We start from the raw sequence: 14,001 nt of genomic DNA on the forward strand, positions 1-14,001 counted from the left end.
GGACGAAGAAGAGGACGAAGACGAAGATGAAGAGGAAGAGGAAGACGAAGAAGACGAAGATGATGAAGACGAAGAAGACGAAGATGAAGACGAAGATGAAGACGAAGAGGAAGACGAAGAAGACGAAGATGATGAAGACGAAGAAGACGAAGATGAAGATGAAGATGAAGACGAAGAAGACGAAGAAGACGAAGATGAAGATGAAGACGAAGATGATGAAGACGAAGAAGACGAAGATGAAGATGAAGACGAAGATGATGATGATGAAGACGAAGAAGAGGAAGATGAAGACGATGATGATGATGATGAGGATGAGGACGACGATGGTGAAGAAGAAGACGCATAAAATAATTAGCACTAAAAAACGCTTGGTTCTCCAAGCGTTTTTTGTTCTTTAACGTGTACATAATAGGCAGCCTTTATATATCTTTTATATCAAATACACGTATTTATTTTTTCGATAGAAGGCTCTCTCCTCAAAAATATAAAGATCTGAATTACTAAATTTAGGAAGAGTTTGAATATCGGCAAGCATTAGTCTATCTTATTTTGTACAATACAGGGACCATACATAAAGCCGAGGTGCAATCCATATTAATCAATAACATTTGGAGTTTTCTCATTTATAAGAATCGGGAAAACGAAGTCTGAATTGCGAGAACCATTGTTTATAGCCGTTTTGCATTCAATCGTTTCCTCGCTATGCGAAATCATACTTATAAATAAATGGGGAAAACATTAACGTACCATTCTTGCTCTGCTGAGTTTCCTCAATAAAAAGCAAAATGGTACGAGAAGAAAATTGTAGTTGTATCAATAATGTTTATTTCTAGTTAGTTATGTTCGAATTGTTTTGATCAAAATAAAAAAGTTAAGAATCTACATCTTCTTGAGTAGGATCTCTCTTCTTTTATCACGCATATTACGATTGAGATGTTAATATAGGACAGAATCTTAGCAACAAAGCGCTCCACCTCTTACCCCTAGGAACTACAGGAATAGCTTAATTAGTTAGAAACCGTTAAGTTTCTGTATTTAGAGGAATCCCTCAATTCAAACAGCCCATCAGATCGTTAAATGCTGGGCAGTTCAAACAATTAGAATTTTGAGAGGGCGTATTAGATTTCTAGCAGGTTGATTAGTAGATTCTGCTACTTGTTTATATACCTGATCTAGTTTTTTTGCTGTATGCTTAAATGTAAAGTTTTCTTCCACAATTTTTCTTCCGTTTTCAGCAATCCATTGTGCAAATTCTCGTTGGGATAACAAAGCCTGGACAAGTCTGGCGAACTCCATTGGATTATTATATTGTTCTACTAGGCAGCCGTTATATTCATCTGTTATAACTTCTGCATTTCCCCCACGGTTTGTTGTAATAATTGGGATTCCAGCAGCCATTGCTTCATAATGAACACGTGCCAATGGTTCGTTCCATTGTGAGCTACATATAAATATATCCCCCATTAGAAATATATTATGAATTTGATCTGCAGGAATAAATTTGGTGAAAATTACGTGCTCTTTAATTGGTCTAGCTAGTCTATATAGCCTTTTAACATATTTATTTACTCGGTTATCACTAAACCATTTACCACCAACAATTACAAGTACCGTATCTTTATGCGTTTGAATAATCTTCTTCATAGATTGAATGAGCAAGTCTGGACCTTTATTTTTGCATAATCGGCCAACAAATAGAATCACTTTTTTATCTTGGATACCATATTTTGTACGAAATGCATTTCTTATCTTTTGTCCTGTTGGTGTCCAGATGGAGGGAGATTGTTTTAAATTAACACCAGAGTAGACAATGGAAATCTTTTCTTCAGCTTGTGGAAATCTCTCAATCACAGTTTGTTTAATATAGTTACTAACAGTCACAATGGCGGTAACCATTTCAATAATAAGATTGCCTTCACAAATAGATAGTTTATGTTCAGCAAACATATCGTTATGAAGACCTAATACAAATTTACTGTGTGGAGAAGCTTGTTTATATAGAGGTATATTTTTAGGACGATTAAAGACATGTATAATATCAAAGGTATTGGTTTGGAGTGTTCTTATAACGTGCTGTTCATAATCTTTTTGAGGCAAATATACGTAATTGACATTATCTTGTGTTTTTTGATTTGGAAGATTTGGATCTGAAATGGAGAAAATAGTAAGTTCATAATCTTGACTTATATAGGGAGACACCCCATCAATCATCATTTGAATTGCTCCACCTTTAATCGCTGGAGATGGTAATTTTTCTGTACATATATATGCAATTTTCATAAACTACTCCCCTTTGTATAGTTGTTTTATATAATGATATTCTGCTTCCAGTCCGTCGGATAGAGAAACTGTTGGGGAATATTGCAGTAATGTACTGGCCTTAGATATATCCGCCCATGTCTGCTTCGGTTCTCCAGGAACTGATTTTAGAAAGTTTTTGGTTGCTGATTTCCCGGATATTTTTTCTAACATAGAAATGATGTCTAAAATGGATGCTTGTTCTTTTCCACCGATATTGATAACTTCACCTATTATATTTTTTTTTGTCTCTAAAGCGGCCACCGTTCCTCGTATACAGTCATCAATATAGGTAAAATCACGTGTTTGTGTTCCATCACCAAATATTGTGAGAGGTTTATCTTCTAGCAGTTGTTTAATTAATCTATGAAATGCCATATCAGGACGCTGCCTTGGCCCATACACTGTGAAATATCTTAAAATAACAATTGGTATGTGAAAATTTTTGTGATAAACATGGCATAAGTGCTCACCACTTAATTTGGTAACACCGTATGGAGATAGAGGGGTAGGTAATAAATCTTCAGAAACTGCGCCAGATTTTTCACCATAAACAGAAGATGTGGATATGTGAATAAATTTATCTAATTTTATGTGTTTACAGGCTTCAAGTAATTGCTGTGTAACTATTATATTATTTGTAACATAAGGCTGAAAATCTTTTCCCCAACTTGATCTCACGCCAGGAATAGCAGCTAGATGATAAACAACATCTATATCTTGTAATAGTTTTGATAAATCTGTATTTAGAATGTCTTCTCGTATGAATTGAAAACGTGAATTCAATTCGAGAGATTGTATATTACCTGTTTTTAAAGTAGCTGGAGTAGGACCGATGAAATGATCAATTCCAACTACATGATATGCACTATTTTTAAGTAATGCTTGACACAAATGTGAGCCAATGAAACCAGCGGCTCCTGTTACAAGTATTTTCATGACCGACCCACTCCAATATATTGTAATCCGTATTTTTCTATTTCATCTTTTTCAATGCAATTGCGTCCATCCACGATTGTGCATCCCTTCATAACTTGTTTGACTTGTTTCCAATTAAGTGTTTTAAATTCATTCCAGTCCGTGGCGATAATAATACAATCAGAATTTGCAATTGAAGATTCTAGGTTATCATGCTGGGTAACTTGTCTTTTTAAATGTGAAGGAAGAGAAGCTTTGGGGTCATAAGCATGTAGATCATAGCCATGAGGGATTAGCTTTTCAAGAAGTATTACAGCAAGGGAGCTACGAATATCATCAGTATTTGGTTTAAAGGCAATTCCTAAAACCGTTATTTTTTTTGAAGAGGGTTCTTTTATAGCTTTTTTAATTTTTTCAACATAGAGATCTATCTGTGTGGAGTTAATGGATTGTACAGCTTGTAAAATAGGAACTGCTACGTGCCTATCATTTGCTGTATAAATGAGTGAATGTAAGTCTTTTGGGAAGCATGATCCGCCATATCCCATCCCCGCCTGAAGAAAATGAGGGTTAATTCGAAAGTCATAGCCAATTCCTTTTGCCACTTCAACAATATCAATGTTATATGCATCACAAATTCGAGAAATTTCATTTATAAAAGATATTTTGGTAGCCAAAAATACATTAGATGTATATTTTATCATCTCTGCTTCATTTAAACCTGTACAAAGGAAAGGAGCACTAATCCCTTTATATATATCCTGTATGATTTTTAACGACGTTGCGTCACCTTTTTGGATACCTATAATAGTTCTATCTGGAATGAGCATATCGTGAACAGCAGAGCCTTCGCGTAGAAATTCAGGATTGGAGACAATATTGAATAAGGTGGATGAAACCCCACGTTTAATAAGTGTCTCATATAATAGTTGATTTGTACCTGGTGGAACTGTACTTTTCGTAATAATAGTTTTATACGATGTTATAGCTGGAACTAGTAGATCAATGACGGAGTATATATATTTTAAATCCGTCTTTCCACTTGATGTAGAAGGGGTTCCTACAGCGATAAAAATAACGGGTGATTGTCGAATAGCATTATCGATATCACAACTGAATCGTAATCGGTTTCTATTTTTGTGAATAAGTTCCTTTAAATCTGGTTCATAAATGGGGCATTCCCCCTTTTGAAGAGAATGAATTTTTTCTTGATCCTTATCTACACATATAACATCATGACCTAAATCTGCTAATACTGCTGCTGATGTGATTCCCACATAACCAGAGCCTATAATACATATATCCATATGATAATCACCTCTCTGAACTTAGTACTATAGTACTAGTTGTTACAGTATATTGAGGGACAAGTTGGATTGGTGACAAATGAAAGGCCTATTCATATAAGCAATGAAAGCAATCAGAAGGTAAAAGCCTCTTTTGGAATCGCCATGCGCAGGTAAGGTAGTTACTGAATATTAATATTGTAAACACTCGAGGGAGCGAGAGATTAGTGATAAAAAAAGCAATCATTCCAGCCGCCGGTTACGGCACAAGGAGCCTTCCAATTACAAAGGTAATTCCAAAAGAAATGTTTCCAATAGGTAATAAACCTGCGATTCATTATATTGTGGAAGAGGCTGTAAATTCAGGTATTGAGCAAATATTAATTGTACTTTCTAGCAGAAAGGATTTAATAGTTGATTACTTTGATTATTCATTAGAATTGGAGGCTTTTTTAGAAAAAGAAAAAAAAGCCCATTTGTTAAAAGGGCTTGCTATTCCTAATGTTCAAATCCATTATATAAGGCAGCCATATGCGAGAGGACTTGGCGAGGCGATAAAATTAGGTGAAACATTTATTGGTAATGAACCTTTTGCTGTACTCTTGCCAGATGATATTGTAGTTTCGGATAAAGAAACTGCTTTAAATCAGTTGATTAATGTTTATAAAGAGACGAAAAATAGTGTAATAGGCATTCATACGGTACCAGATGAGTGCATAGAGAAGTATGGTATTATTGAAGGGAATATTGTGAAGAATAATTATATGAATATTACAAATATAATAGAAAAGCCAAAAGTAAATCCTCCATCTAATCTTGCAGTAATTGGTAGATATGTTTTTACGCCTGATATTTTTCCTTTATTAAAAAATATTCAACCTGGTGTTGGGGGGGAATATCAATTAACAGATGCAATTCATTCTTTAATTATGACTAAAAAAGTATATGGAAAAATGATTGAAGGGAAACGATTTGACATCGGACAAGAAGATGAATATATGCAGCTTCTTAATCTTATATATGGACAAAATAAAACAGGTGAAAAATAATTTTGAAAACGGATTCAGAAAACATATACTTGAGGTCAACAAGCGATTCCTGAAGAGTTGATGAAACATATATATAAGTTAGGTAATTAAATACATTTATATCGTACCTTTGAATCAGAAGAGAATACAATCGATTTTCATTAAAAAAAGAAAAGGAATTATATTGCTGCAAATTTATTTTTCAAAAAGCCTTGGGTCTTTTCATGTTTTAAAGACCCGTGTTATCGCAAGGGAACAATAACCGATTGTAATTGCAAAAAGAAAAAAGATATCCGTAGGCATCTCAATCAGATAAGTAAAATATCTAGATAACATCAAGGAACAGATCATTGTTTTATTAAGAAACGGGGTCTTACCGAAATTTTTGCTAACCTAATACACATTCATACCTATAATCGATGGAAAATGCTATTATATGTATTTCCTTACAACAAAAAATGAATTGCGAACTCTTAGTCATCCAAGATTTTGGTTCGTTCATCCGTTAGAATTAAAGCTCTCAACTTTAGTCAAGGGAGTGTCAATCCAGATTTTTTATTTCCTTTCTAAATATTCAGTTGTTTTTATAAAAAAGTTCGTGATACTGAGTCTTAATCTTCATAAAACAGCATCTCCATTCAAAGGATACCTTCAACTATCCCTCCATTCCAATTAAGCTGCTTCACTTCTCCGCCAAAAGAAACTATTATGTATTCTCTCACATTCTATTGCAACAAGCATATAATATATAGAGACATTCCTTTCTAACGAAACTCATAAGTCCCTTTTTGGGGCTTTTTTATTGTATGAATTTTTAATCAAGTATATAACTAAAATACAGTTAAATATTACCAAAAGGTTGTGGTTAATAGATGCTCAGTTGTCTATCTAAGCTAAATATAACAAATTTGGTTGTATAACGTGGGAATATTATTTAAAAAATGATAATAAGTATATGCACTCAATACCGCATGTTTTACTTGTTTTATATATTAGTTGTTTTATATGTTTTATATGTTTATATGTTTTAAGAGCATGGAACTTCTTGATATATAAGGGATTATAACTCCTAATTATAACAAAAGTGGTTCTAAAGATAACAAAAATGGTTTTAACTCTAACAAAAATGGTTTTAAAGGTAACAAATTTGGTTGCTTAACTCTAACAAAGATGGTTTTAAAGGTAACAAACTTGGTTTTAATTATAACAAAAATGGTTTTAAAGGTAACAAATTTGGTTGCTTAACTCTAACAAAGATGGTTTTAAAGGTAACAAATTTGGTTGCCTAATCCTAGCAAAAACATTTCTAAAGGTAACAAATCTGATTGTTTAAATCTAGCAAAAATAATTCTAAAGATAATAGTTTTAACTATAACAAAAATGGTTCTAAAAATAACAAATTTGCTTATATACTTTGTAACTGTAAATATTTTTGAAATAATATTTTCTATTCAACTGACTTTCGGAATACTTTTATATAGAACAAAGTGCTTTTTCACTGTAATAGTGAGAATTTAATTTTCTGAATTAATAAAATAAATTGTAGGGAAGGTAACATATTTGTTATAGTTAGTAGAACAGTAGAGGTAAGAAAGAAGGGACGTATGTAGGTATGCCTGATAGGAAAGATTTGCAGATTAAAGAAAATAATATTGTTTCAAAATCAAATACTTTAATTGAAGCAAATTCACGTTTGAATTTAGTAGAACAAAAAATATTACTTTGTTTGGCTAGTAATATTGAACCTAATGATTGGGATTTTAAAACCTACACATTCTCGATTAAACATTTTCATAATCTACTTGGTCTAAATGGATCTACTAAATATTCGGAGTTAAGTAAAATTACTAAAGAATTATTATCAAAAGTAATTGAAATTCGTACTGGGGAAGAGCTGATACAGGTATCTTGGCTGTCTTCAGCAATTTACAATAGAAATAAAGGAACAATTGATATGCGTTTCGATCCGCTATTAAAGCCATTTTTATTAGAATTAAGCAACAAGTTTACAAGCTATAGATTAGCTAATGTTATTAAATTGAAAAGTACATACGCTATACGTATTTATGAATTATTAAAACAGTATGAAGATTTAAAGGAACGTACAATTAGTCTTGAAAATTTAAGGTATTACTTAGATGCAATGGATATATACCCTAACTATGCAAATTTTAAGCAACGTGTGTTAAAACCTTCTCAAAAAGAATTAGATCAAAAAACAGATATTTCTTTTGAATTTGAAGAAATTAAATTAGGCAGGAAAGTACAAAAAATCAAATTTATTATCTATAGCCAAAAAAAGAAAGATAACAATTTAGTGCATTTTGAAAAGAATTTAGATAAATTTCAACAGCCCAATACATTTGAACAAAAAATTAAAAGATTTGAAGAACGCTGTAAAGAAAAAGTATTTCCTAAAGTGTTAAAAAGATGGGAAGCTCATAAAGAAATTGTATTAGAAATAATTGAGGATATAAGATTTCGTTCAGATATTAGTTCTCCAATAGGTTATGTCGAATTCACTCTAAATTCCCGATTAAAAGAACTATCTGATAAAGAAATAACAAACAAAATTAGTCATTATGAGAAGAGTTCTCATAACGATACAGTATTAGAGATTGATAGCATTATAAATTTAGTTATCAGTAAGTATTCAACAGCTACAGGTGCTGTAGCTACATTTTTAGTTAAAGACACAGCAATTGAGAAATTAGTAAGAGTAGTTACATTAGAAGAAGCTGAAGCCATTTGGATAGAACATGAAACGTTTGTTATGGATAAAATTTATGAATACATTAAAAATAATATAAGAAAGAAAAGATACTAGATTTAAAATAAAATTGGATCATGTTGTTTACCTGAATTTGTATGAATATGTAGGAACTGTTCACTTAATAAGATCATACTCATGCTAAATTTACTTCCCATTATATGGCTGCATCTACCTACACTTGGATGAACAGGCGAAAATAAATTAGGAAGTTAAATTTTCATATGAACATGCACCTTCTAAAAATAAAGAGAAGTGTGGAACAGTTCCTTCGTTAGCAATGATTTTTGAATATGAGTTAAAAGAAGGGGAGATACCTTGTCTTTCCGATAATCTAGATGGAAATTAAACCGATGTTAAATGGATACCTTTAGACGAATTTCAAATGGTGAAAATGATTTGGATTTTCTTGAAAGAGAAATGATATTTCGATGCGTAAAAGCATCAGGAAGGAATGAGAAAAATATATTCTTTATTTAAAAACTAACATCAATAATACCTGCACAGGGAGGCGCAGGTATCTAATCAGGGTGTTTCGATATGTAATTCATATTTTATCAAGGTTCCTTGGAAATGACAAATGAAATAAAAGAAAATTCTGTATAAATAGTTAAGAAACAAAAAACTGACTTCTAACTCCAGTCCATGTAATATACCTAAAAATAAAAATTCTACCTTATATTTATTTTAAAAAGGGTATATTTCACATTTCTCTCGTTATCAGTAGTTAATAATGAAGAGAATTTTTATTATGGGGGTACTTCAAAATGTTAGGGTGATAGGCATTCTGTTCTGATGGGCGTCTCACAAAAAGCCTATCAAATTGAGCGATTTTTAGGAGCATATCTTTTTATTAGCTTAATTGTGAAGGATACAGACCACAGATCCAAAAAACCTCTTGTTAAGAAAATTTTAACAGCGCTAAGAATGTTCTTTGAGGGTGAGGGGAATTCTCCTGATTAATAAATGTAGGATAAAAAGCGTAGAATCGATTATATGGAATGTATATTAATATATTAATGTAATAGGATTTAAAGTGATGAAAAGAATCTAAATTCTTGATAGATAGAAAATATGTCCTTTCTTTGTTAATGAAGTTGTATCTAGCAGTGTGTTGGAGCACCATATAATATATGTATTTATTAGTAAGGGGTGTTTAATTTCCGAAATATGTATCTTAGTAAAAATAAAAAAGGACAGTTAAAAACTGTCCTTTTTTCTATCTTTTAAAGATAGTTACCGAACAGGTAATTTAGGGTTTTGGGGTGTAAGATGATTATCATCTCATTGTTAATGTATGCAAGTAATACAAAATGGCTTGTACAATTGTTGAAATTAGTAATTTTTATTTTAAATAAATTAGCTAATTGGGCAATTGATAAAGGAAGAATATCTAGTCCATTAATTTATTTCTTTCATAATATATAGTACAAATAAGTGTTTTAGGAAAAAGGGGTTATGTTAAATGTCCTTTGAACGTAGGTGTGAATGTGATGAATGTAATAGAAATCGAAGAAAAAGAGACCGTGAGGAAGTACGAAAATTTGGGGATTTTAAAAGACGAAGAGGATTAAATGCTTTACGGGAAGGCGATAAAATTAGAGTTTTTTCGGGTGGAGATCAGATCGATGGAATAGGAGTCTTTATTCGTATAGAGGATAGATTTCTTATTTGGGTGGATGCTGCTGCGAACCTTAATACGACAAGCCTAGATGCTATTAGTATTCAACGAGTAGTTTAATGGAATTTTTAATAAATATTAAGAAAAGATAAGAGGGGAAGACTCTTTTCTTATTTTGTTTTTAGGGATTATTATGTTATGTAGATTGAATGAAATATTTAAATATTAAAAAAAGAAGGGATTTATATAAGATAAATCCCTTCAATATATTAATAGAAAGGTAGAATACATTATATGTACAGATTTTCAATTAGGTTTGTACTTTTTTAATAATTTAATTTTTTTATGTAAAGGTGCCAAGAAATACTTTGTAGTTTTATTTCTTGGCGTGGGTATTTATTTGGGTCATTTGGATGCCGACCTTACAGTAGTATATGTCCGATATATGGAATGGTTTGTTATTTATGTTCAGTTAAGTAAAATTTATAAAAGAAAAAAACCTATTTTTTTAATAGGTTTTTTTCTTGCAAATTGGCTTATAAATTAAGGGAAAGATTTTTCCTTTAATTAAAATTTATTAATCTTCTCTATGATCATGTTTATGTTCGTCACATTCTTTACAATGTCTGCGACGTTTACAGCAGAAACGATCACAATCAGGTGAATTAATAGAGATTACATTAATTTTGTTAATTGCAATACGTGCCAATCCTGGGAAACAATCAAAGTCAGATAATATAATTACGTTGTTTCCTTGAAAACCTTGGAATGTTGCACTTGTAGGTGGTTGACAATCATATTGAATAACAAGACAAGTACCAGGAGTTAATGTTCTTAAGAATTGTAATAACTCTGGATTATTATTCACATGTCTATTGTTCTCTTCTTTTCGGTGATGATCTCTATGACGATCTCTCCGATCATCACATCTATTGAAATCACAACCTCCCCCAAAACCAAAACCCATCAAAATTACCCCCTTTCGTTCGTTAGTACATCTTATGCTCGTCTAGAAAGGATGGTGTGAGTATAGGAGTCTAGTTAAGTGTGGATTTTTTATGTAAATATGAAATTGGTTTAATAAAAATTATTTTTGGTTCTTGTGCAAAAAATCTATAAAACTTTGACATCCTGATATTATTACTCTAAAAAGGTGTGTGTTTGGTATGGAAAGAATTGAAGCGGAAATTCGAGTGAAAACTTCATTTAGCACAACAAAGCAGCCAGCTTGATTAGCTACCCACTTGTTGCACAAAGGAAAATTAGGCCCTACAAGTTAGTGTGTGTAACTTTAAAGCTACAGTTATAGTATAAACTGGATTGGAAATGTTATTCGGAAGGGAATATAATAATAATTTCATTTTGTAGAGATTATTTACGCATGAAAAAAAGCGCTTATATAGCGCACTTTAAAAGGTGGATTTCAGATCATGTCTGCCCATAGATGATCTAAATGTATGTGTAGTACACAGTAGCATATGGAAATTTGAGTTGAATTGTGCAAATAAATTAACAATAACGGAGTGGAGTAAAAATGTTTATGAATGATGGGAAAGAGTATAAATTTAACTTGCGTTCCGAACAATTATTGTGGATTATTTTAATGGACGGATATGAAAAAAACGCTTATATAGCGCTTTTTGAAAAGTAGGTTTCAAATCACACGCTAAAATGTGATCTGAATACGGGTGCATACAGTAGTGTATTTGAAATTGGATTGTGCAAACAAATTAAAGATACGAGGATAGAGTAAAAGTGTTTATGAACAGTGGAGCAGAGCTTAAATTTAACATGTATTCCAAACAATTAATAATTCTTAATTAAAAATATGGAATAATTTAAAAAATGAGTTGGCTCTTATCAATGATGTAATGATTAAGCCTGCTAATATTTCTTCACTAGAATGTATATCAATGCATACATCACTAATTAAATTAAATTTTATATCTTGTTTGTACAAAAAAGCGTTCATAACAGGTTCTTATGCTTTGTTATATTGAAACTACACAATCAACGTATTTAAATCTTTTTTTAGGCATAATAAGAATTGATGGTCATACAATGATATAGTACGGTGTATCCAACATATAAATTACCTCTGGCACTCTGAAAAGACACCTAGTTAAGGTGTCTTTTTATATTTTATATATATTAAAGTGTAAGATGAGCTTAACCAATCCTATTCCATTTATTCAGTTAAAACTCCAATCGTATTAAGAGCATCTACTGCCCCGGATGTTCTCTTTTTATTGAACAAAATCGTTATTTCAAGTGAATAAAAAAGAGCACACATATAAGTGTGCATCTAAACTAAAAGGGTTGAACGTATGGAGTGGAGTGCCCCATACAATAATATATGCTTGTCTGATTTAAAGGTGAGAAGTTTTTTATAAAACCGCTATTTGGTATGAAAATGTAAGAGCACTTCGGAAAGTGCCCTTTTGCAACGACTATCCACTCTAAAAAGAAAGGATGCAATATATCATATGAAGTTATGTTTGTTTAATCCTGTGTCTTTTGTATAAAAACCCCATTTTATGGAGCTTATTTATACATTAAAAAAAGCGCTTATATAGCGCTTTTTGAAAAGTAGGTTTCAGATCACACGCCCAAATGTAATCTGAATACATGTGCATAGTAGTATATGTAAATTTGAATTGAATTGTGCAAATAAATTAACAATACAGGAGTGGAGTAAAATAGGTCTATTTAAATATATGGGAAATGATTAAAAAACAAGTTAGTTCGTATCAATGATGTAATGATTAAGCCTACTAATAATTTTTTCATTAGAATTTATATCAACGCATACATCACCAATTAAATTTAATATATTTTCGTATAAAAAGGTGTCCATAACAGGTTCTTATTCTTTGTTGTGTATAAATTATATAATTAATATTAATATGAACGAAATTAGAATTCATCTTCCTTAATTAGATTTCCAGCATCGTTATCTTTCGTTAATCTTTGTTTTAGGTAGTTTTCTTTTGTTGTCCTGTCATTTTTATGACCTACTGCAGCTGCTATTACATGAGGTGCGAGTCCCTTGTAGTCGTATAAGTACTGTACATAAAAATGTCTAAAGAAGTGAGGAGTAATTCGTATATTCTCCGTAAAGGGTAACTTTGTATCCTTAATGATTTTAGAAATATATTGTGATAAATAATTTTCTCTATAAGCAGTATGATTCTTTGTTTGAAATATAGTCTTTCCATTTTTATTTCCAATGTCCACAGGTAACCGTCTCCGGATTCGAAACGCAACAATACGATTAAAAATTTCCTTATTAATAGAAACAATCCGTTCACCATCGCCCTTTGTATCTACGGTTAAATAGTATCGTCCTCGTATAGCATCATACTCAAGATCTTCCCACTTTGCATGGGCTACCTCTGCCACACGTAACCCAGTAGTAGCAAGGACCGATAATAATCCATAGTTAATTTCATTATCCTTGTAGAAGTTTAGCAGCTGCTTCACTTCTTCATAGGATAACTCGCGTTTTGGTTTATGTTGCTCGTTTACTGTTGTACTAAGAATCTCCACATGAAGAGGTTCATGGATATATTGAATTTCATATAACCACCTTAAGTAAGAGCGAATCACTCCTAATTTTCGACTAACTGTAGATGTCTTGTATTTTTCTTTCGATTGATAGGAGATTGCCTCTTGGGAGAGCCATCTTTGATAGTTACGGATATGGCGTTTTCTAAGATTCCTCCAAACTTGGCCATTTTTAAAATCTTTTACATCTTGCTGCAGAAACTCTGTACTTTGTTTAATAAAGAAGTAAAACTGGCTTAAATCACGCGCATATAAAGTCCTAGATACATCTTTAATACGTTTTTCTTGATTAAAGTGGGTTTGTCGATTTAAATAGTAGTACAAAATCTCTTCATCAGAAAACCCCTCGTATGTATAAAAATCTTCTCTTTCGTTATTTTCCTTTTTAAACTCAGCATTATCTATATAGTCACGATTCCATACTGAAATTATGTTTACAAAATTTTGTTTATTGTTTTCTATGTTTTCTAAAGAAGTTTCGTTATGAATCGAATTCAATTCAAATTTCAACAA

General features: G+C 31.6%; 11 protein-coding genes. 6 read left to right on the forward strand and 5 right to left on the reverse strand.

What is annotated here, in order from left to right; translation table 11 throughout:
* A partial coding sequence (locus tag MR136_RS23395) for a hypothetical protein (protein WP_242259636.1) occupies positions 1 to 346 on the forward strand: 346 nt, incomplete at its 5' end.
* A 305-nt stretch (positions 347 to 651) separates the two neighbouring features.
* On the forward strand, positions 652 to 726 hold the full coding sequence (locus MR136_RS28490; protein ID WP_303394793.1) for a helix-turn-helix domain-containing protein: 75 nt from the start codon (positions 652 to 654) through the stop codon (positions 724 to 726).
* A gap of 363 nt (positions 727 to 1,089) precedes the next feature.
* On the opposite strand, the gene MR136_RS23400 is transcribed toward MR136_RS28490, so the two are convergent.
* From MR136_RS23400 to MR136_RS23410, 3 genes are read right to left on the reverse strand one after another with little or no spacing between them, the layout of a single operon-like run.
* Positions 1,090 to 2,280, reverse strand: coding sequence for a glycosyltransferase family 4 protein (locus MR136_RS23400; protein ID WP_061401373.1), 1,191 nt, complete (start codon positions 2,278 to 2,280; stop codon positions 1,090 to 1,092).
* Between the two features lie 3 nt (positions 2,281 to 2,283).
* The gene (locus MR136_RS23405; RefSeq protein WP_071728180.1) at positions 2,284 to 3,237 is read right to left on the reverse strand and encodes an NAD-dependent epimerase/dehydratase family protein; all 954 of its coding nucleotides are present in this window, start codon (positions 3,235 to 3,237) and stop codon (positions 2,284 to 2,286) included.
* Positions 3,234 to 4,523, reverse strand: coding sequence for a UDP-glucose dehydrogenase family protein (locus tag MR136_RS23410; RefSeq protein ID WP_071728181.1), 1,290 nt, complete (start codon positions 4,521 to 4,523; stop codon positions 3,234 to 3,236). The genes MR136_RS23405 and MR136_RS23410 overlap by 4 nt, the downstream gene beginning before the upstream one ends.
* A 206-nt stretch (positions 4,524 to 4,729) precedes the next feature.
* Here MR136_RS23410 and MR136_RS23415 point away from each other — a divergent pair, with 206 nt between their 5' ends.
* The 4 genes from MR136_RS23415 (at position 4,730) to MR136_RS23430 (ending at position 10,041) form a co-directional block, all read left to right on the forward strand.
* Positions 4,730 to 5,551: a UTP--glucose-1-phosphate uridylyltransferase gene (locus MR136_RS23415; protein ID WP_071728182.1), complete on the forward strand. Its 822-nt coding sequence runs from the start codon at positions 4,730 to 4,732 to the stop codon at positions 5,549 to 5,551.
* Positions 5,552 to 7,142: 1,591 nt separating this feature from the next.
* Positions 7,143 to 8,357: a replication initiation protein gene (locus MR136_RS23420; RefSeq protein ID WP_078421286.1), complete on the forward strand. Its 1,215-nt coding sequence runs from the start codon at positions 7,143 to 7,145 to the stop codon at positions 8,355 to 8,357.
* 1,215 nt (positions 8,358 to 9,572) lie between these two features.
* Positions 9,573 to 9,728, forward strand: a complete 156-nt coding sequence (locus MR136_RS23425; protein WP_170879424.1) for a hypothetical protein — start codon at positions 9,573 to 9,575, stop codon at positions 9,726 to 9,728.
* Positions 9,729 to 9,765: 37 nt separating this feature from the next.
* Entirely contained in the window at positions 9,766 to 10,041 is a 276-nt protein-coding gene (locus MR136_RS23430) for a hypothetical protein (RefSeq protein ID WP_061401368.1), read from the forward strand.
* 457 nt (positions 10,042 to 10,498) lie between these two features.
* Here MR136_RS23430 and MR136_RS23435 read toward each other — a convergent pair whose 3' ends face one another.
* Positions 10,499 to 10,888, reverse strand: a complete 390-nt coding sequence (locus tag MR136_RS23435) for a hypothetical protein (protein WP_071728811.1) — start codon at positions 10,886 to 10,888, stop codon at positions 10,499 to 10,501.
* A 1,949-nt stretch (positions 10,889 to 12,837) separates the two neighbouring features.
* Positions 12,838 to 13,998, reverse strand: a complete 1,161-nt coding sequence (locus tag MR136_RS23440; RefSeq protein ID WP_078421284.1) for a tyrosine-type recombinase/integrase — start codon at positions 13,996 to 13,998, stop codon at positions 12,838 to 12,840.
* Between the last annotated feature and the right edge of the window lie 3 nt (positions 13,999 to 14,001).

Origin of the sequence: Bacillus cereus group sp. BfR-BA-01311, assembly GCF_022664295.1 — a bacterium.
GTDB lineage: Bacteria > Bacillota > Bacilli > Bacillales > Bacillaceae_G > Bacillus_A > Bacillus_A cereus.

Bases quoted from the DNA above. Each gene is read 5' to 3' on its own strand.
- MR136_RS23425 (WP_170879424.1), top strand. From the start codon at position 9,573: ATGATTATCATCTCATTGTTAATGTATGCAAGTAATACAAAATGGCTT.
- MR136_RS23435 (WP_071728811.1), bottom strand. From the start codon at position 10,888: ATGGGTTTTGGTTTTGGGGGAGGTTGTGATTTCAATAGATGTGATGAT.
- MR136_RS23400 (WP_061401373.1), bottom strand. From the start codon at position 2,280: ATGAAAATTGCATATATATGTACAGAAAAATTACCATCTCCAGCGATT.
- MR136_RS23410 (WP_071728181.1), bottom strand. From the start codon at position 4,523: ATGGATATATGTATTATAGGCTCTGGTTATGTGGGAATCACATCAGCA.
- MR136_RS23405 (WP_071728180.1), bottom strand. From the start codon at position 3,237: ATGAAAATACTTGTAACAGGAGCCGCTGGTTTCATTGGCTCACATTTG.
- MR136_RS23420 (WP_078421286.1), top strand. From the start codon at position 7,143: ATGCCTGATAGGAAAGATTTGCAGATTAAAGAAAATAATATTGTTTCA.
- MR136_RS23430 (WP_061401368.1), top strand. From the start codon at position 9,766: ATGTCCTTTGAACGTAGGTGTGAATGTGATGAATGTAATAGAAATCGA.